Genomic DNA, 19,580 nt, shown 5'->3' with positions numbered 1-19,580 from the left:
CCGATGGCCACCGTTCCGGATTCTGGAACGAGCACGACGAAGAAGGGTGAATGACCTGCTAAAGCCGCGTGAAGTGCGGGTTCCGCGGGTACCGTGGCTCGAATGGGCACTCGCCCCGCCGCCTGGCGAAGCGCTCCCTCACCGCAGGGCCGGGGCCCCGGCGTCCGCGTAGCGCGGCACGGTGCGGGACCAGTAGTAGCAGCCGCGGATCCAGCCGGCCATCCCTTCCACGTAGCCGACGCCCGAAGGGCTCAACTCCGGTTCGATCTCTGCGTAGACCCTTTCGAACTCGCGGATCGTGTGGTTGATCTGCTGGATGGCCAGGGTGACGGCCACCGGCAGGGGGCACTGGTGGGCCCGCTGGTAGGCGAGGGCAAGGTTGATCACGCCGCCGGACCGCTGCTCCTTGACTGCGGAGAAGAGGTCGGGGATCCACACCGCCGCGTCGGCCGACAGCCGGCTCAGGTGCCGCATGAGCGGGTGATGGAGTTCCCCGGAGGTCAGCTCGCACGGCTGGGCGGCCTCGCACAGCGGGTAGAAGGGCTCGACTCCCGCGGTGAGGGACCGTATCGAGGTGCACAGCCCGGACCGCAGAGGGGAGGGATGGGTCTGGGCCACCGCCTCGTACAGCAGTCCGTGCACGTACTCACGGCTCTTCCAGGCCCAGCGCGCGGCCTGGGCCGGAGTGCACCGGTCCCGGACCTGCCGGTAGAGGTCGGACAGGGCCGCTCCCAGCGGAGTACCGGGCGGTGCGCCGTCCCGCAGGATCGCGATGCTCTCGCACAGCATGGGCAGCAACTGGCCCGGCCGGTGCCGGCCAACCTCCTCGGCACGGTCGTCGTAGACGAACTGGTAGGCGATCTGGCGGGCGACGAGCTCCAGAACGCCGGGATCCGCGTCGGGGCTGTTGTAGGACGCCAGCTCTGCCGGACGGGTATGGGAGATCATGGCCGGGACCCCGGGCTCCTCGCTCAGCCCGGTCGCGCGCAGCCACTGGTCGACACCTGCCGCGGCCGCCGCTTCGTGAGGACTGCGCCGGAACGGGAACGGCATGTAGAGGTGAGCGTCGATCAGCTCCCCCAAGGTGGTCGCGGGCATCACGTCCCGGGCGACGGCCGCCCTTTCCTCATGCGTGGTGGACACCGTTGTCACCGTCCCTCCGGGTCTTCTCCGGCCCGGACGCCGCCGTCGGGGAACCGGGCGCGAGGGCCACGGCGTGCGGCGCGGTGCCGCCCGGCGCGTCCGTACGCGCTGTGCAGATCATCGTCAGCGACCTCGGTCCCAGCGTCGCCCCGGGGCGCGGGGGCGCGACGCGCCCGGCCGGATGCCGTAGCCGCCAGCGACCGGCGACGGTCGCGAGGGCCACCGTCATCTCGGCCATGGAGAACAGGTCGCCGATGCACTTGCGGCTGCCCGCGGCGAACGGGATCAGCGCCCCGTGCGGACCGGCGGCGGTCTCGCCCGCCAGCCACCGCTCGGGCAGGAACCGGTCGGGCTCGGGGAACGACGCGGGGTCGTGGTGCAGGAGGTAGGGGCTGTAGAGGACCGTGGTCCCACGCGGCAGCGGCTGTCCGGCCAGCTCCGTCTCCCGGGTCGTGACCCGCGTGAAGAGCCAGCCGGGCGGGGAGTGGCGCAGCGTCTCGGTGAGGACGGACCGGGTGTAGACCAGGCGCGGCAGGTCGTCGACGTCCGGTAACCGGCCGGCGAGGACGATGTCGACCTCGGCGTGCAGCCGCCGCTCCACCTCCGGGTGCCGGGCCAGCAGGCTGAAGGCGGAGGCCAGGCACATCGAGGGGCTTTCGGAACCGGTGAGCAGGAGGGACACCAACTGGTCGTGCACCTCCCGTTCGCTGACCGGGATGCCGCCGTCCTCGGCCTCGGCGGCGGCCAGCAGGAGCCCCAGCAGGTCGTCGCGCGGGGTGCCCCGGCGGCGCTCTGCGACGGCATCGTCGATGAGTACGCGCACTCGCTCCACCGCACGCCGGTAGCGGCGGTTCGCGGGCGTGGGAAGACGGAACAGGGCGTCGACCGGGACCACCGTGCGCACGAACAGGCCGCGGACGATGGCGGCGAGGCAGTGCCGCACCTCGTCGGCCGCGGCGGGGGAGAGCGAGTCGGACAGCAGGAGCCGGCTGATCAGACGGGTCGTCAGGCCCAGCGTGGCCGCGCTGACATCGATGCGCTGCCCACTGCGCCAGTCACGGCAGAGCGACTCGGCCTCCTCGGCCATCGCGTCCGTCTGCGCGGCGACGCCGGCGGGGCGGAAGGTGGGCTGCAGCAGTCGGCGCTGGCGCCGGTGCTGCGCATGGGGGCAGGTCACGACGCCGTCGCCCATCAGCGCCCGCAGCCTCTCGTACTGCGGACCGCCCTTGTCGAACGTGCGGGTGTCCCGGAGCATCCGGTGCACCAGTTCCGGGTGACACACCATCCAGGCTCGCTGAGGGCCCAGGCGTATCTCCACGAGATCGCCCTGCGCGGGAAGAGAATTCAGAAATTCCAGCGGCCGACGGAACAAGGCGATACCGTGGCCGATGGATGGGAATATGCCTGGAGCAGTACCAACCGTCCATGCCTGTTCCGGTTCAGGAACGCAGCCGTTCATCGAATACCACCTGCTTCAGTCGACCAGGGAAAACGGTGACGTTTCACCGACGTGGCGCTTGCACCATGTCCTGCCCAGTCCAAGCCTCCCGCCGACTTGGCGAACCCTTTCTCCGAGGGGGCGCACAGGTGCACAGGGAAGGCGCTGGGGGAATCACTTCCGATGCACGCCCCGAACGGATGGTCTTCTTCCGTCACTCGGGTTTCCGAGGCCTTCCAACGTCTTTTCCGTGTATCCGAATCCGGAGAAGAACGCCGTTGGTTGGAGGGGCGTCCCGTCCGACGAGCGGACGGGACGCCTCTCCCGGCCCCCGCGGTCAGGTGCGGCGGTAACTCTCGGGCGGCGCCAGGTACCCGCCCGCCGACCCGGCCGTCTCGATCACGATCTGGTCGACCGCCATCCCCGGATCCACCATGAACACCCGCAGCACATGCTCACCGGGCGCGGACACCGTCACGCGGGCCGTCAGCTTCTCGACGCCCTCCTCCACGTTGCGGGCCCACGCGTCGCCCCGGTTGCCGGTGGCGACCGCCTGGCCGGACAGGACCGTCGGCGACTGGTCGTCGAGGCCGACCGCGAGGCGCCGCTTGCCGCGCTCGTCCAGGGAGGGCAACCGGAACACCGTCACCGGGAAGGTGCCGGCCGTGGTGAAACGGACCCGGTACCGCAGCTCCGGTGAGCGGGCGGCGAGGTCCTCGGTGACCGGCTGTGCCGTCGTCGGTACCGCCTCGACGGCGGCCGTACGGCGGCCCAGTCCGCGGACGATCCGCCACCGCGCCCCACCACGCGGCACCTCGCGGTCGAAGTGCGCGGCGTCGATCGACACATAGCCGTGGGCCTCGACGAAGCCGCGGGCCCGCCGGCGCGCCCGCTCCCCGTCGTCGGCCACGAGCAGCGGCACCTCGATGCTCCGGCCGGCACCGGTGAAGGTCAGCGTCGGGCGGTGGGTGCCCTGCGGCACCCGCGGCCAGTCGATCTCGGCCCACACCCGGACCTGGTCGGTGAGTTCCCCTCCCGCCGAGCTCAGCCGGATCCATGGGGCGCTCGGCTCGACCCGCCACTCCAGCGGGAGGAAACCGGTGTTGAACACGTCAACGAAGCGGCGGTCCCGGGTGTAGGAGGAGAACGACAGCGGGCGTCCGGCGCCCGTCTCGTTGCCCTCGGCGGCCAGGCCCAGGCCCGACGTCTCCTGCCGGGGGATCCTGGTCACGGCCGGGCGGCCCGGCGCCTTCGGGATCTCGGAGGGGTAGGGGTTGACGATCCCGTCCCATTTCCCGCCCGCGATCACGGTGTTGTAGCGACGGGTGATCGCCTGCTCCTCGGCGTGAGCCGCCTCGGCGAGGTCCGCGAAGCGGTTGGTGCCCGCGCCGCGGCCCTGCCGGACGGCGAGCGCGTTGCGGTCCGCCCAGTAGTACTTCAGGTTCATCAAGTACGCCCCGTGAACGGGGTATTCGACCAGCTGGAAGTAGGCGTCCCGGTAGGCCTCGGGCAGCTTCGCGCCCAGCCGCCGCGCACGGTCCAGCAACTGCTCGTAGTCCGTCATGCGCCGGCCCGCCTCGTCGCCGTGGTGCACCGTCGAGAAGACCGCCTTGTCGATGAACTCCGGGCGCCGCTGCGCCGCCAGGCGGTAGTACTCGGTGCGGATCGCGGCGATCTCCGAGCCGTACCTCCGGCCGAACTGGCGCCCGGCCCACTCCACGAGGAAGTCCTCGACGTCGCCGGGGCCCCAGCGGTCCACGTCCCACGCCATGTCCAGGCAGAAGGACAGACCCGTCTCGATCGACTTGAGGTCACCCACGTTGAAGATCCACATGCGGTCCACCTGGTGCTCGTGGACCCGGCGCAGCTCCTGCCACACCTTGCTCAACTGGGTGGTGTCCAGCCACAGATAGCTCCGGGGGCGTCCCCAGTAGGAGAGGTGGTAGTAGATGCCGTTGCCGCCGGGGCGGCGGCGCTCGGACTCGTCCGGGAGCTGGCGCATGTTGCCGTGGTTGTCGTCCGGCCAGATCAGCGTCACGTCGTCGGGAACCTCGACGCCCGCGTTGTACAGCTCCAGGACCTCCTTGTACGGGATGAAGATCTGCGGCTCGGCCGCCGGGCCGACCTCCTCGGCCAGGATGCGGCGCTGGTCGGCGATGATGTCGTTCATCACCACGACCTTCTCCGGGATGGTGGTGGCGTGCCTGGTCTCCAGCGCGGAGTCGTGCAGACCACGCATGCCGATCGTCCAGCTGCTCTCGTAGGCGGCGTTCTGGCGGGCCCGGGCCCGCCAGTAGTCGGAGATGACGGCCGGGTTCACCGTGTAGTCGTAGAGCGGCAGTGTGCCGTCGGGGTTACGGTGCTCCTCGGCCCACGGCTGCCACTCGTGGACGCCGTTGCGCAGCATGGCCTCGGGGTGGCTGGAGCCCACCACGATGCCGTAGCGGTCGGCCAGTTCGGGGTTCTCGCGGTGCTTGTTGAAGAAGTCGGAGTAGGGGTGCATCGCGGGCCAGAGGTAGTTGGCCTTGAGGCGGAGCAGCAGCTCGAAGACCCGCTCGTAGGTTCTGGGGCCGATGTGCTTGTCCGGCTCCTGGGTGCGGTGGGACCAGGTGGTGAGGTTCTGCTCGTCGTTGATGAAGACGCCCCGGTAACGGACGGCGGGTTCCCGGCGGACGAGGGGGCCCGCCGGGACCGTCACCGTTTCGCGGCGGACCACGGGGACGTCGGCCCACCAGTACCAGGGCGAGACGCCGATGCGTTCCGAGGTGTCGTAGACGCCGTAGACCGTGCCGCGGCGGTCGCTTCCGGCGATGACCAGGGCGCGCCCCACACCGGGCAGTGGGCGGTCCACGACCTGGGTGACGGACGCCTCCCAGCGGCCCTTCACCCTTGAGACGTCCAGGCGTCGCTGTCCGATGAGCCGGTCGATCACCGGGCTCGCGCCGATCGTGCCCACCAGGACCAGGAGTTCGGCGCGCGGCGGCACGGTGTGCAGCAGCCTCGGTCGCACTCCGCCGACGCGCTCCACATCGGCCTGGAGGTCACCGGCCGCGCGGATGACGGCAGGGTCGTCCGCCGCGTCCACGTACACGTCCACGGCGGTGCCGTCCCGGAGCAGGGGGAAGTCGGGGCGGCGGACCGAGGGGGCGGCCGCGGCGGCGGTCACGGGAAGCAGGGGAGCGGCGCCGGCGGCTGCCATCCCCCGTAAGAAGGACTTGCGGGTCACGAAGGGGAACGACGGTCTCTGCGGCACTGGACACTGCCTTTCCGCGCCGGCTCCGCGGCGGTTCCTCGTACGGGCCGTCGGCGGGGCTGCGCGCACTGGGGATTGGCATGGGCAGGCTAGAAAGCGCTTACCGATGCACCCTAGGCGAGGCTGTGCGAGGGCGTCCAGACGGGGGCGGTGGGTCCATTGGTGCACTGCGGCCGCCACGGGAGTCGCCGCCGACGACGCGCCGCGCGGCGGCACTTGACGGGACGGACCCTGTCGCGCAGCCCGGCGGTGATCGGTAGGCGGCTCCTGCCTCGCCCCCCATGGGGCGGAACTTGCCTGGACGACGTCCGGGCCCGGGCAGCCTCCCTCGCGATCCGGCCGGACGCCTTGGCCGCCGAGTTCCGGGACCGGGTCGAGGCGAACAAGCTGGTGCAGCGCGCTCTGTACGCCCGCTGGGACGCGCACCCGGGCGAGGGCCCCACCGAGCGCCCTGACCTGGCCGGGGAAGTCCGGCCGGCCCTGGACAGCGTCACCACCGGGCTGCCGGCCGCGCTGCGGGACACGGAGCGCATCCGGACCTTGCCGACGTGCGGCCCGCGCCTGGCCGCCGCAGTCGGCTGGTGCCGCGTACACCCACCGGCTCGACGCCCTGCATTGGGAGGGGCTGGGCCGGGCACTGCCGTCGGTGTGCGCCGCCCCCTGACAAGCCCCCGTCGTTCAGGAAGAACCGCCGGCCTCGACGAGACGGGCCAGGTTCGCCAGCGCCATGCGCGTGCCCGTCTCGTTGTCGGCGGCGGGCACCGCGTCGGGGATGCCCTCGTGGACCATGAGGACGTCGGTGCCGCCGCCCCGCGCGTCGGTCAGCGTGGTCGTCAGCGTCATGGCGCCGCGCAACGCGGGATCGGAGGCCTCGAACTCCAGCACCTCGACCACCTGCTCGTCCGGCACCAGCCGCGCGAAGTGACCATGGTAGGTGTCGGTGTGCGCGGCCGACTTCCCCGAGGCGTCCGGAGCCTCATAGGTGAGCGAGACACGGAAACCGCCGCCCTCGCGGGCGTCGAACTCGTGCACCTCGCCGCTCATCCCGTCCGGTACCCGCCAGCGCGCGATCGCCTGGGCACTCACCAGCGCCCGGTACACGGCGGCACGGGGAGCGTCGACATGGCCGGAGACCCGGGACGTGTACATGGCCCCACCCTAGGGCCTGTACTCCGCCCCGTTCGGCAAGGGCGGTTCCGAGTCCAGGCGGCGCAGTTCCTCGTCGGTGAGGAGGCGGGAGCGCAGCAGGAAGCGGACGCCCTCCGGAGCCTCCAGCGAGAACCCGCTGCCCCGGCCGGGCACGACATCGACGGTCAGATGGGTGTGCGACCAGTACGTGAACTGGTCCGCGCTCATCCAGAACGGGGTGTCCCCGGCCACGTGCCCCAGCAGGACGTCCGAGGCGCCGACCCGGAACTCACCGCGCGGGTAGCACATCGGAGCGCTGCCGTCGCAACAGCCGCCGGACTGGTGGAACATCACCGGCCCGTGCGTCCCGGTCAGCCGCCGCAGCAGTTCCTCCGCGGCGGGGGCCAGTTCGACGCGCCCAGTGCGTACGGTCATGTGTTCCTCCTGGCGGTGACGGCGGGGTCGGGAACCGGTCCGTATCGCGAGTCGTCCAGTATCCGCCCGAGGACGGGCGGGGGCCACAGGGCGGGAGGGGCAGTGTCCGCTCGCGCGGGCGCCGGCCGGAACCGGAGTGCCGCCCGACCCTCACGTGGACGAGGCCGCGGTACGGCCGCCGACCGGGACGTGCAGGGGCCCGAGACGGCCCCCGCACTCCCGAGCCGAGCCGTTGCTTCGCCGCGACGGGCATTTCCCCTGCCGCTCCGCCCCGCTGAGGCCACGCCGGCTACAGCAGGTCGCGGGGGACCTTCTCGTTCCAGGTGCGGGAGAAGACCCGGCGGTCGGCCTCGTAGGCGTCGAGGGTCGCGTCGACGAAGAAGTCCGTCTCGTCGCACGTGAGCCGGGTGCTGGTGACCACCCGCGCGTCCCAGTCGTCCCGTTGGAACCGCATGGTCCACGTGGTCTCGCCGCCGACCGAGGTGAAGTCGTCTGCGACCGCCGTGTAGCGCTCGTGGGCGCGGCGGCCGGCCTCCAGGCCGATGTCCTCGAAGCGGACCGTGCCCCGGTCCTTGACGATGTCCAGCTCGGAGTGGTAGCCGATCAGGTCCCGCTTGACCTCCCAGCGCTCCTCCGGGGGCGTCACCTGGGTCATGGCGAGCGGGGCGGTGCCCTCGGGTTCTCCGAAGGGGGACGACGGCACCTCGTCGGGCTCGTCCACGGGCCGCACCGGCAGGGTGAGCGTGCTGGAGTGCTCGTGGACGCCGAGCCGGGCCGGCTTGGGCGCCGGCCAGGCCAGCGGCCAGTACGACGTCGACAGGGACAGCCGGATGCGGTGGCCCGGCGGGAACGCCTGCGCCACGCCGTTCAGCGGGATGGTGGCCCGGTAGCGCCGGCCCGGCTCCAACGGCTCGGGCGACTCCGTGCTGTCACGGCGGGTCAGGTTCAGAATGCCGTAGGAGACGCGGGTCGCGGCGCCGTCGGGGCTCACGTCGGACAGCCGCGCGGCCACCAGGGCGACCGGCTCGCTGACCGTCAGGTCGAGCTCCACGCTCGGTGAGCCGAGGATCTCCACCGGCTCGGTCAGCGGCTCGCTGTCGAAGACGAGCGAGCCGCCGTCCTCCTCCCGCTGGTCGTAGGGCAGGTCCGGGGGAGCGTTGTAGGAGGCCCACTTGCCCGCGAACTGGCCGACCGACAGCGGCGAGCGCACCGTCATCGCCTCACCGCCCTCGGAGGGCGCCGCCGAGGCGTCCTGCGCGGGCCCGATCGTGTGCCGGCTGAGCGGGTGCGTGAGGGGCCGGATGTGCGGCGACGGCCAGTCCGGCTCGCCGACCCAGCGACCCGGCCGCTCCTCGTAGGACGTGGAGGGCGGCACGCTGTCCTGCATCCACGCCAGCAGCATGGGGCCTTCCATGACGCCGTTGTCGACGCCCTTGAGCCAGTGGTCCCACCACCGCACGAGTTCCTGGAGGTAGCCGATCGCCGGGCCGGGCTCCCCGAGGTGGGGGAACTTGTGCGACCAGGGTCCGATCAGCCCCTTGCGGGGCACGTCCAGGTTCCCGAGCAGCCGGGTCACGGCGTTGGAGTAGCCGTCCGCCCAGCCGCTGGAGGCCAGGACCGGGCAGCGCACGCTCGTGTAGTCCTCGCACACCGAGGCGTGCCGCCAGTAGTCGTCGCGCCGCTGGTGACGCAGCCACTCCAGCACCCAGGGCTCGGTGTTCTCCAGCCGCTCGTGCCACATCCCGCGCCAGCGGTCGCCGACCACGGCCGGGTCGGGCGGGCAGGTGCCGTAGGCGAACATGGTGCCCGCCTCGGCCAGGTTGTCCGACAGCAGGGCGCCGCCCATGTAGTGCATGTCGTCGGCGTGCCGGTCGTCGGTGAACGAGGCGATGGCGATGGCCTTCAGACCCGGCGGCTGCCGGGCCGCCACCTGGAGCGCCGCGAACGCGCCCCAGGAGATGCCCATCATGCCCGTGCCGCCGTCGCACCAGGGCTGTTCGGCCAGCCAGGCCAGGATCTCCTCGGCGTCCGCCTGCTCCCGTTCCAGGTACTCGTCGCGCAGCACGCCCTCCGAGTCGCCGGTGCCGCGCAGGTCGACGCGGACACACGCGTAGCCGTGCCCGGCGAGGTACGGGTGGTGGATCGAGTCCCGTACGGCCGTCAGATCGCGCTTGCGGTACGGGATGTACTCCAGCACCGCCGGCACCGGCTCCTGGTCCGAGGAGGTGGGGCGCCAGATGTGCGCGGAGAGCCGGATCCCGTCGGACATCGGGATCGTGACGTGCTCCTCCTCCTTCGTCTCGTACGGCAGGTTGGTCACATAACGCATGGAACCGTGCTCCTCACTGGTGCGCGGCGTCGGCCTCGGCCGGGGCGTCCTCGAAGGCCAGGCCCAGGGCGGCCACGCAGTGGTCGAACTTCTCCCGCAGCTCCGCCTCGTCCGCGCCGCCGGTGTAGATGTGCGCCAGCTCGTAGCTGTAGCTGTCCTGTCCCGGGAGCTCGGAGAGCCTGTCGCCCCGCTCGGGGATCACCTCGATGCGGACGCCCGGGGTCTCCCGCTCGATGCGCGCGATCTCCTCGGGGCCCGGCACCCGGCTCACCACACCGTCGGTGAACCAGCGGTGGTACCACTTCGCCGCCATCGCGTACGGGCCCTCGCGGTGCGGCATGTGCGGGTCCTCGCCGAGGGCGAGGCTGATCATGCAGTGGTGGTTGGGTACGCCGTCGACGTACTGGAACAGCTCCGCGTGCGACTGGGAGTGCCGCGGGTTGATCTCCAGCAGGTTGATCTCCTGGGTCCGCGGGTCGTAGAAGTACTCGATGCTGAAGGTGGCCGAGTCCATCCCGATCTGCCGCATCACGCGCTCGCTGACGTCGTGGAGCCGGGCGATCACCGGCGGCGGCAGCGTCGAGGGGTACTGGTGGCGCAGGAAGCAGGGGGAGTCCGGGTACTGGATGGAGTCCAGGACCCCGTAGACCGTCACCTCTCCCTGGTGCACATAGCCCTCGACGGCGACCTGGACGCCGGACATCGCCTCCTCGGCGAGGCACACCCGGCCGCCGACGCCGTCCATCTCCGGGGGCAGGTCGATGCGCTCCAGGATGTGCTCGAAGGGGCGGCCGATCCGGGAGATGCCCTCGCGGATCTCGGAGACGGCCTTGCCGAACTCCTCTTCGTCATCAACTCCGAAGGCGAGTTCCGAGGAGTACGAGAGGGCGGGCTTGAGCCACATCGGGAAGGTCACCCCCTTCGGGGGACGTGGCGGCTCGGCGGACAGGTCGACCTGGCCGAAACGCGGATGCCGGTCGGTGGCCTTCTGCTGCTCCAGCCGGCTCCAGTACTTGTGCTCGCACTTGACCACCGACTCCAGGCTGGTGCTGCGGGTGCCGTAGCGTTCGCTCAGCATCGGGACGAGGGTGCTGACCGGGAAGTCCCAGTAGCCGACGATCGCGTCGATGCTGCCGTCGAACGCGTCGAGCACGCCCTGGGCCTTGTCGAGCAGCGTGGGCAGGTGCACCTCGCCCAACTGGAGCTCCTCGATCGTCAGCAGCTGGTGAAATCGCAGCCGTTCGGCTCCCGGGACCTGTTGAAGCGTGGGCAGATTCGCCTCGTCGAGTCCGATCACGAAGACGTTCTTCACCGTCTCGTCAGACACGGCTCTCCTTCCGACGGCGTACGGCCCGAAGGCCGACTTGCAAGATCGTTGGAGTACCCGTCGTGCCTGCCGGCATTCCGGTCCGGGCATCGCGCCCGTTCCGGGCGCCGCGCCGCCGCGCGTCCACGGCGCCGGGGACATGCCCGCCGCCGTTCTGGGAACGCGGGCCGGGCAAGGACGGCGCGGCCGGTGAAGCGGGCCGCGCCGTGGACGACACCGGCGAAGGGAAAGTCGTGCAGCCCGAGCAGGAAAGGCCCGCACCCCAGGTCGTGTCCGAGCCGGACCCGCCCTACGACTCCGACAAGCAGCAGCGGCCCGGCCTTGAGGCCGAGATGCGCACCAAGCCGCGCTACCGGGCGAGCCGTTACCGGGCTAGCGGGAAGCTGGAGGGGAAGACCGCGCTGATCACCGGCGGCGACTCCGGCATAGGACGGGCCGTGGCGCTGCTGTACGCACGCGAGGGCGCCGACGTCGCCGTCGTCCATCTGCCCGAGGAGCAGGTGGACGCGGAGCGGGTGCGCGCCGAGGTGGAGGAGCAGGGCAGGCGCTGTCTGCTGCTGCCCGGCGACCTCACCGACCCGGAGTTCTGCCGTGCGGCCGTCGAACGGACGGCGGCGGAACTCGGCGGGCTGAACATCCTCGTGAGCAACGCCGCCTACCTCAACAGCAAACTGGAACTGGAGCAGTTGACCGCGGAGGACTTCGACCTGACGTTCAAGACGAACGTCTACGCGTACTTCCACCTGCTCATGGCGGCCCTGCCCCATCTGCAGCCCGGCGACGCGGTCATCGCCACCGCCACCGAGGAGGCCCTCAAGGGCAGCACGACGATGATCGACTACGCGGCGTCCAAGGCCGCGCTGATCACCCTGACCAAGTCCGTCGCCGTTCACCTGGCCAAGCGGGGCGTGCGCGCCAACGTGGTCGCGCCGGGCCCCACGTGGACACCCCTCAACGAGGCCGATCCGCACATGCCGCCGGAAGGACTCGCCCACATCGGCAGCGAGGCCCCGCTGGAACGCGCGGCCCAGCCCGAGGAGATCGCGCCCACGTACGTCTACCTCGCCTCCGACGCCGACTCCAGCTACACCGTCGGCGAGGTCATCGCGGTGACCGGCGGCATCGTCGACACGCGGTAGCCGGGCTCACTTCCCGGCGTTCCCGGCGGGCAGGGGCTGTTCGGCCCAGATGGTCTTGCCCGTGGCCGTCTGGCGGCTGCCCCACCGCTCGGCGAGCTGGGCGACGAGCAGCAGTCCCCGCCCGCCCTCGTCGAAGACCCGGGCCCGGCGCAGGTGCGGCGCGGTGTTGCTGCCGTCGGACACCTCGCAGATGAGGGTCGAGTCGCGGATCAGCCTCAGCTCGATGGGGGCGCCGCCGTACCGCAGCGCGTTGGTGACCAGCTCGCTGACGATCAGCTCGGTCGCGAACTCCGCCTCCGCCAGACGCCATTCGGCCAGCTGCGCGCCCGCCATCCTGCGGGCCCGAGCCACGGCCGAGGGTTCCGGCGGCAGCTGCCAGGTGCGGACCTTCGCGGCGTCGAGTACGGCCGTCCGCGCCAGCATCAGCACGATGTCGTCCTCGGGCCGGCCGGTCAGCACCGTGCGGAGCACCCGGTCGCAGGTCTCGTCGAGCGTGCCCTGGGGGCTGCTCAGCGCCCGGCGCAGCAGGCCGATCCCGACCTCGATGTCGTGGTCGGGCGCCTCGATCAGGCCATTGGTGTAGAGGGCGAGCAGGCTGTTCTCCTCCAGTTGCACCTCGAAGGCCTCGAACGGCAGACCGCCCAGACCCAGCGGCGGCCCGGCCGGCAGATCCAGGAAGCTCACGCCGCCCCCGGGGGTGACCAGGGCGGGCGCCGGATGCCCGGCGCGAGCCATGGTGCAGCGCCGGGTCACCGGGTCGTACACCGCGTACAGGCAGGTGGCGCCGACCTGCCCCGACGCCTCCTGCTCGCCGCGCACCTCCGGGCCCTCCTCACGGTCCAGCCGGATGACGAGGTCGTCCAGCTGGGTGAGCAGCTCGTCGGGTGCGAGATCGACGTCCGCGAGCGTCCGTACGGCCGTCCGCAGCCGGCCCATCGTGGCCGACGCCTGGATGCCGTGGCCCACCACGTCGCCCACCACCAGCGCCACCCGGGCGCCGGACAGCGGGATCACGTCGAACCAGTCGCCCCCGATGTCCGCGCCGGCCCCGGTCGGCAGATAGCGGTAGGCGATGTCCATAGCGGCCAGCTCCGGAGGCCGCTCGGGAAGCAGGCTGCGCTGGAGCGCCAGCGCCGTGCGGCGTTCCCGGGTGTACCGGCGGGCGTTGTCCACGCTCACCGCCGCCCGGGCGACGATCTCCTCCGCGAGCAGCAGGTCGTCCTCGCTGAACCACTCGGGCGTGCGGTGCCGGAGGAAGTGCACCAGGCCCAGCGTCACACCCCGGGCGCGCAGCGGCACCATCATCACCGAGTGGATCAGGTGCCGGGACACGGTCTCGGCGCGGGCGGGGGATGACCGGAGCCATTCCCGCAGTTCCGGGTCCCCGGGCCGGTGCCGGACGCCCCGGCCGGCGTTCAGGGTCCGCATCGGCAGCGTCCCCACCGGGTAGCGGATCGTCCCGCCCGAGGCGACCACCGACTCCGGGCAGCCCTGGAGCACCGACAGCTGCGCGGTGCGCCGCACGGTGACGGGCGTGTCCGGCGGCAGCGGCCCCGGCTCGTCGCCCAGGGCGACGGACTCCAGCAGATCCACGGTGACGAAGTCGGCGAACCCCCCGGTCACGGCCACCTCGGCCATCTCCTCGGCCGTCCGGGTCACGTCCAGGGTGCTGCCGATCCGCAGACTGGCCTCGTTGAGCACCGCGAGGCGGCGGCGGGCCCAGTACTGCTCCGTGGTGTCGAACACGGTCGCCGATATGCCGTGGACCGCACCGGTCTCGTCCTTCAGCGGCGACACGAACATGGACCAGGCGTGCGGCCGGGTCTGGCCCGGGGCCTTGCCGTGCTCCTCATGGAAGATCATCTCGCCGGTGCGCAGGACCTCGCGCTGGAGGCGGTCGTACTCGTCGAAGGGCGGGTTCGGCTCGATCTCCCACAGGGTCAGGCCCTTCATGTCCTCCTCGGACCTGCCCATGACCTCGGTCATGATGTCGTTGGCTGCCACCAGCCGGGCATCGAGGTCGTAGACCGCCACCGGCACGGGGAGCTGGGCGAGCGTGAGGTCCCACAGCGGCAGGGTTCCCTGCTCGGCCGGGGCCGCCGTGTACGCCGGCACGGTGCCGGTCACGAGCCACAGCCGTCCGCCCTCGGCGTCCGCCAGCGGGGTCCCCTGCAGCCGGACGACGACGCGGTCGCCGTCCCGGTGCCGGAGCGCCACCTCGCCGGCCCAGCGCCGGCCTTCGGCCGCGTGCCGCCGCGTGGACTCCGGGAGCCGGGCGGCGAGCAGGTCGGTGGCGGGCTTGCCCAGGAGTTCGGCGGGTTCGTAGCCGAGCAGACGGCGAGCGCCGTCGCTCCACACCATGATCGCCGCGTCGGCGTCGACGACGACCACCAGGTCCTCCGGTACGCGTCCCTCCACGGTGCCTCCGGCTGTGCCGCCCCTGCTGTTCACGATTCTCTGCACCGATTGTCCCGCTACCGACTTGCTGAGGCTCGTCTGCCGAGACGCGCTGCGGTGACCAGCGCGAACGCCAGGACCGTGCGGATCCCGTGCTCGACCCCGGCGGGAGAGCCGTCAGCCGGCCAGGCGTTCCGCCAGCAGGAACCCGCCGATGACGATCATCATCGCGCCGGAGACACGGGTCACCGCCCGGGCCGCGGCGGGCCTGGTCCTCAGAACCGTGCGGGCCAGGACTCCGACGGTGAGGTAGACCACGGCGCAGGCGGTCATGTGCAGCGAGCCGAGCAGGCCGGTCTGGCCGGCGACCGGCCACGCCCCCGCGGGATCGATGAACTGCGGGAACAGGGAGAAGTAGAGCAGCAGCGCCTTGGGGTTCAGCCCGCTGATGCCGATTCCCCTGAGCATGACCCGCAGCCTGGAGGTGCCTTCGGGGCCCACGTCCTCCCCGGCGGCCGGCAAGACGGCCGGCTGTCGGAGCACGCCCCAGCCGAGCCACACCAGGTAGCCGGCCCCCGCCATGGTCAGCACGGTGAGCAGCGTCGCCGAGCTCGCCACGATCACCACCAGGCCCGCCACGGCGAGCAGGGTGTAGCCCGCGTATCCGGCGATCAGCCCGGCGACCGCCGGCACGACCGACCGGTCCCGAAGGCCTGCCGTGATCGCGTAGGCCCAGTCCGCGCCGGGGGTGAAAACCAGCAGCAGATCCACTGCCAGGAAGGCCGCCAGCGTGGTCGTGTCCATCGATCGTTCCCTCTCACATGCGGTGGTGCGAGAGGAAGGTTAGGTCGGATCGATGCGAAGGTGTTCCCGAATTTCCTCCTTGATCGCGTCTTCTGAGGCAGAATCTTCTCCATGGATGCCCTGGACCGGAAAATTCTCACCGAGCTGCAGCTGGACGGCCGTCTCACGGTCACCGAGCTGGCCGCGCGGGTGAAGCTGAGCGTCTCGCCCTGCCACCGCAGGCTGCGCGACCTCGAACGGGAGGGTGCGATCCGGGGGTATCGCGCGGTGGTGGACCCCTCCGCCGTGGGCCTCGACTTCGAGGCGCTGGTCTTCGTCACCATGCGCCTGGAGGACGCCGACACGGTCTCCGCGTTCGAAGAGGCGGTGGCCGCCGTCCCGCACGTGCTCCAGGCCCAGCGGCTGTTCGGTGACCCCGACTACCTCCTGCGCGTCGCCGCCACCGACCTGACCGCCTTCCAGCAGCTCTACGACCAGCGGCTCGCCCGGCTCCCCGGCGTCCAGCGCCTCAACTCCACCCTCGTCATGAAGCACGTCGTGGACGACCGCCCGCTGCCCGAGTGAGCGGCCCCGCGCAGGCGGCGGGGCCTCAGCCGCCGAGCCCTTCGGTGAACCCCGGCGGCGGCGTGCGTCGGCGGTCGAGCCGTCTTGCGGACGGGGCGGGCGTGGTGCGTCGGCGGTCGAGCCGTCTTGCGGACCGCGCGGGCGGCGCGCCTCAGCCTCCGAGCCCCCCGGCGAACGGCATCGACCGCCACTGCTCGACGGCCGGCTTGAGCGCGTCCACCAGCAGGGGCAGCTGCGGCGCGAGCGCGAGGCAGGCCACCGCGCGGGACATGCCCACCGCGTTGACGACCCGCAGCACGTCCTTGTCCAGCCGGCGCAGACCCAACCGCCCGGCCGCCGCGTCGTAAGCGGCCTCGCACTCAGGGCCGAGGGCCGCCAGGTCCCACTCGACCGGTCCGAGCGTGGTCAGTTCGAAGTCGGAGTACAGGGGGCCGTCCGGGCCGGCGACGATGTTGGCCGCCGGGGCGTCCCCGTGGACCGGCTGCACCCCGATGCCGGGGAACACCGCCTCGAACCCCGCCCGTGAGGCGACGACCGGCTCCAGGACATCCCACTCGCGCCGCGCCCGGTCGAGATCGGAGGGCTCCAGGAGATCGGGGCGCGCTTCGAGCACGGCAAGCCCATCGGTGACGAACCGGGGTTCCGCCGCCGAGAGGAACGGCAGCTCACCCGGGTAGGAGCGCAGCGCGACGTGCAGGTCGGCGACCAGGCCCGCCTGGCGCACGAAGTCGGGCTCGGCGCTCTGGTCCAGCTCGACGAACTGCCAGAACGTCATCGAGAACCCGTCCCGCAGCACGGGCTCCCGCGGCACGAGCGGACTCGGCGGGATCACCGGGTGCCCCTGATCCGCGAGCCATCCCGCCACGGCCAGCTCCTGCCGCTGCCGGGCGGCCTGGGAGCCGGCGTCGGCGTACGACGGCAGGACGGTCGGCACCCTGACCACAACGGGTGACGGAGCCAGGTGCACCACGACGGAGAACACGTCGTAGATGACCCGCGCGTCGGCCACGTCGAGCCCCAGATCACGCCCCGCGGCGACGGCCGCCGCGAGGGCACGGGAGGTGCGGGCGGACATCTGATCAGGTGTCATGAACCCTTCCATGCGGAGAGCGTACTGCCCTGCCGACTCGAAATGGCCGCCGCGGACGACTGCCTGCTGAACGGCAGATCTTCCATGGACGGGGACGCCTGCTCCTGACTGACGACGAGGGATAGACTCCTGCGCCGGAGGGGATCACGGGGTGAGTGAAAGGGACTTGGCGGCGGCCGCAGCTCCCGGTCGTCGGCTGCGCCGAGCGTTGCCGCACAGCAGGCGCGGCCGATTGTCGCTGATATCCGCGTTGGTGCTCGTGCTTGCGGGCACCGGGCTCGGCACGTGGGCGGCGGACACCTGGCCGTGGCCGAAGGACCGCTACTGCTGGGGGGCGTGGCAGGAAGACAGCGGCCCGGGCTTCCTCGGCGACGAGGCCCTCGACGACGACGGGTCACGCACCGGCAAGCAGACGGCGCCCACCCGCGAGCACCCGACCGGCAGGTGCGACGTCACCATCACCGGCGAGCACAAGAGCAGTTACGACGGCGACAAGGTCTCCACCGACCAGCAGGTGTCCGTGGAGTACGGCCCGGTCCCCAAGGCCGCGGAAGCCCGGCTCGCGATGGTCCATGACGATTTCCTGGGCGGCGACATGGTCCCGCTCCCGGACGGTCTGCCGGGTACGGTGAACGGGCGCGGTGGCTTGCTGGTGCTTCCCGAGTCCTGCGACACACAGGACGGCCGACCGACCGTCGTCACGATGCACGCGTCCGGCACGTACACCAGCGGCCCCTCGTACATCCGGAACGACCCGGCCGATCTGGGCGGCGCCCGTCAGGCGGCGGAGCTGCTCGTCGCGGCGGCCAACCGCGGCATGGAGACGGCCGGTTGCGCGCCGGACGAGCCCATGAGGGTCAGCTCACCCGTCTACGACCTGCCGGGCGGCCGGGAGCGCGTCTTCAGCACCTCTGACGACGTCTGCGGCATCCGCGGCCTGCATCTCGGCACGGAGGACATCGAGTACCAGACCGGCGTCGTCACCCGCGACCTGCAGACGTGCAGCGTCCGTAACGACCGCGACGGTCTGCCGTATCTGCAGCTGGCGATGGTCGCGCGGCCCCGGCTGGCCGCGGTGTTCGACGGCATCGCGGGCGAACGCCCCGCGGCCCGCGGCTGGCGCGGCACGGGCACCACCGGCGAGAAGCACGCGATCGTACGAGCCGACTGCGCCGGCCGGCCCACCGTCTTTCTGATGGGCGCCTCCACCGACCTCGGCCACCTCGCCGCCTTCGCGAACGCAGCCGCCGCCCGTCTGCGCTGCGCCCCCATCGCCCCCGAGGGAGCCGCCCGGTGAGCAGCACCGCGGACGAGCCGAACCGATGTGAGCCGCCCCTGTCCGCCGAGCCGGAGCCGCTCAGCGAGCGGCGTCTGAGCCGCTGGCACTGGCGCAGGCTGCTGCGTGGCCGGGTCCGGCCGCCGCTGGCCGCTGGTCTTGCCGGGGTACTGCTCGGCGCCGGCGGCATGGCCTGGCAGACGCAGGCCGGGCCGTTCGCGCCGGATGAGGTGTGCTGGGGCGCGCTGTCCCGCGACGACCTCGCCCTGACCTTCCGCGAGCCCGAGGACGTCAAGGTGGTCGAGGCGCCCGTGCTGCACAGCGGGCGTTCCCTGGACGGCCCTGTCGGCAGTTGCCAGTTGACGAACAGCGACGGCGACGGATGGGCGCTCACCGCCCGGGTGCACCAGTTGGACGACCGGACCGGCGACGACGGCAAGTGGGCTGACGAGTTCCTCTCCGCCCGTCTCACCCCGCTCGGCGGCGGCCTGTTGGGCATGGCCTCGGACAACCGCGCCTGGCTCGCCATCCCGGACGGCTGTCTGGGCCGCCCGAGCGACTTCGACGGGCCGACCGTCGTCGACATCGCCCAGGGCCGCTGGATCACCGACATGGAGCCGCGAACCGAACAGCGGGACGGGATGGCCCGCATGGTCGTGAAGCTCGTCAACAAGGTCAGCGCGGACCTCGGCTGCGCCGGCACGATCGCCGATCCGGTTGAACGCCTCCCGAAGGCCGCCCACTACACCCGCACGGAGAAGCCGGACGCGCTCTGCGGCATCAAAGGGCTGACCCTGGGCAAGAAGCGCAAGCAGTACCACGACCCCATGATCACTGACGGACACGGCCCGGTGCGCACCTGCGACCGCGACATCACCGGCTCGCAGCCGAAGCAGCGACTGATGACCGTCGAGGACCCGCGGCTGGCCGCGATCTTCATCAGGATGGCCCTGAAAGAGGGCGACCAAGTGCGCTCCGCCGCCGGCTACGGCGGCCTCGGCCCCAATCTCGGTGTCTTCCAGGCCCGTTGTCAGACGGGCGCGACGGTGTTCCTCGTACAGGCCAACGAGAGTGGGAAGGCCGCGGACGTGCGTACCCTCTTCCCTCGATACGTCGAGGCCGAGGCCGCCCGCCTCGGCTGCGGCCCGCTGAAACTGAGACTGCCACGGCAGTAGCGGCTGCGAGGTGGCGCAGCCGGTGCGATGGATTCTGCCGGCGATCATCAGACGGACGATGCGCTGAGCCAACGATTGATCC

Annotated in this window: 14 protein-coding genes; 4 read left to right on the top strand and 10 right to left on the bottom strand. The window is 71.7% G+C overall.

Annotation, left to right across the window (positions count from 1 at the left end):
- Positions 1-138 precede the first annotated feature (138 nt).
- The 7 genes from ACFY9S_RS24790 to ACFY9S_RS24760 all read right to left on the bottom strand — a co-directional run bounded on the left by ACFY9S_RS24790 (position 139) and on the right by ACFY9S_RS24760 (position 11,053).
- Positions 139-1,143 (bottom strand): (-)-alpha-amorphene synthase, encoded by a 1,005-nt coding sequence (locus ACFY9S_RS24790; RefSeq protein ID WP_391132036.1) that lies wholly within the window; start codon positions 1,141-1,143, stop codon positions 139-141.
- Positions 1,127-2,602: a cytochrome P450 gene (locus tag ACFY9S_RS24785; RefSeq protein ID WP_391132034.1), complete on the bottom strand. Its 1,476-nt coding sequence runs from the start codon at positions 2,600-2,602 to the stop codon at positions 1,127-1,129. The genes ACFY9S_RS24790 and ACFY9S_RS24785 overlap by 17 nt, the downstream gene beginning before the upstream one ends.
- 316 nt (positions 2,603-2,918) lie before the next feature.
- Complete coding sequence (locus ACFY9S_RS24780) at positions 2,919-5,780, bottom strand: glycosyl hydrolase 115 family protein (protein ID WP_391132032.1); 2,862 nt, start codon at positions 5,778-5,780, stop codon at positions 2,919-2,921.
- Between the two features lie 732 nt (positions 5,781-6,512).
- Complete coding sequence (locus ACFY9S_RS24775) at positions 6,513-6,983, bottom strand: SRPBCC domain-containing protein (protein ID WP_391132031.1); 471 nt, start codon at positions 6,981-6,983, stop codon at positions 6,513-6,515.
- A 9-nt stretch (positions 6,984-6,992) separates the two neighbouring features.
- Positions 6,993-7,397 (bottom strand): DUF779 domain-containing protein, encoded by a 405-nt coding sequence (locus ACFY9S_RS24770; protein ID WP_391132029.1) that lies wholly within the window; start codon positions 7,395-7,397, stop codon positions 6,993-6,995.
- Positions 7,398-7,686: 289 nt separating this feature from the next.
- On the bottom strand, positions 7,687-9,726 hold the full coding sequence (locus tag ACFY9S_RS24765) for a CocE/NonD family hydrolase (protein WP_391132027.1): 2,040 nt from the start codon (positions 9,724-9,726) through the stop codon (positions 7,687-7,689).
- Between the two features lie 13 nt (positions 9,727-9,739).
- Entirely contained in the window at positions 9,740-11,053 is a 1,314-nt protein-coding gene (locus ACFY9S_RS24760) for an ATP-grasp domain-containing protein (RefSeq protein WP_391132026.1), read from the bottom strand.
- Positions 11,054-11,286: 233 nt separating this feature from the next.
- On the opposite strand from ACFY9S_RS24760, the gene ACFY9S_RS24755 reads away from it, so the two are divergent.
- Positions 11,287-12,192: an SDR family oxidoreductase gene (locus ACFY9S_RS24755; RefSeq protein ID WP_391132403.1), complete on the top strand. Its 906-nt coding sequence runs from the start codon at positions 11,287-11,289 to the stop codon at positions 12,190-12,192.
- Between the two features lie 6 nt (positions 12,193-12,198).
- On the opposite strand, the gene ACFY9S_RS24750 is transcribed toward ACFY9S_RS24755, so the two are convergent.
- Both ACFY9S_RS24750 and ACFY9S_RS24745 read right to left on the bottom strand, forming a co-directional pair.
- Positions 12,199-14,610, bottom strand: a complete 2,412-nt coding sequence (locus ACFY9S_RS24750; protein WP_391132024.1) for a SpoIIE family protein phosphatase — start codon at positions 14,608-14,610, stop codon at positions 12,199-12,201.
- Between the two features lie 156 nt (positions 14,611-14,766).
- Positions 14,767-15,393: a LysE family transporter gene (locus ACFY9S_RS24745; protein WP_391132022.1), complete on the bottom strand. Its 627-nt coding sequence runs from the start codon at positions 15,391-15,393 to the stop codon at positions 14,767-14,769.
- 111 nt (positions 15,394-15,504) lie between these two features.
- On the opposite strand from ACFY9S_RS24745, the gene ACFY9S_RS24740 reads away from it, so the two are divergent.
- The gene (locus ACFY9S_RS24740; RefSeq protein ID WP_102911256.1) at positions 15,505-15,957 is read left to right on the top strand and encodes an Lrp/AsnC family transcriptional regulator; all 453 of its coding nucleotides are present in this window, start codon (positions 15,505-15,507) and stop codon (positions 15,955-15,957) included.
- 151 nt (positions 15,958-16,108) lie between these two features.
- Here ACFY9S_RS24740 and ACFY9S_RS24735 read toward each other — a convergent pair whose 3' ends face one another.
- The gene (locus ACFY9S_RS24735; protein WP_391132020.1) at positions 16,109-17,047 is read right to left on the bottom strand and encodes a phosphotransferase; all 939 of its coding nucleotides are present in this window, start codon (positions 17,045-17,047) and stop codon (positions 16,109-16,111) included.
- 253 nt (positions 17,048-17,300) lie between these two features.
- Here ACFY9S_RS24735 and ACFY9S_RS24730 point away from each other — a divergent pair, with 253 nt between their 5' ends.
- Positions 17,301-18,344, top strand: coding sequence for a hypothetical protein (locus tag ACFY9S_RS24730; RefSeq protein WP_391132401.1), 1,044 nt, complete (start codon positions 17,301-17,303; stop codon positions 18,342-18,344).
- Positions 18,341-19,498 (top strand): hypothetical protein, encoded by a 1,158-nt coding sequence (locus ACFY9S_RS24725; RefSeq protein ID WP_391132018.1) that lies wholly within the window; start codon positions 18,341-18,343, stop codon positions 19,496-19,498. Before ACFY9S_RS24730 ends, ACFY9S_RS24725 begins: the two co-directional genes overlap by 4 nt.
- Positions 19,499-19,580: the final 82 nt, after the last annotated feature.

The organism is Streptomyces sp. NPDC012474, from assembly GCF_042955185.1.
Classification (GTDB): domain Bacteria; phylum Actinomycetota; class Actinomycetes; order Streptomycetales; family Streptomycetaceae; genus Streptomyces; species Streptomyces cahuitamycinicus.
The sequence above is the reverse complement of the archived record's forward strand: the minus strand, read 5'-3'. Positions and strand labels throughout refer to the sequence as shown.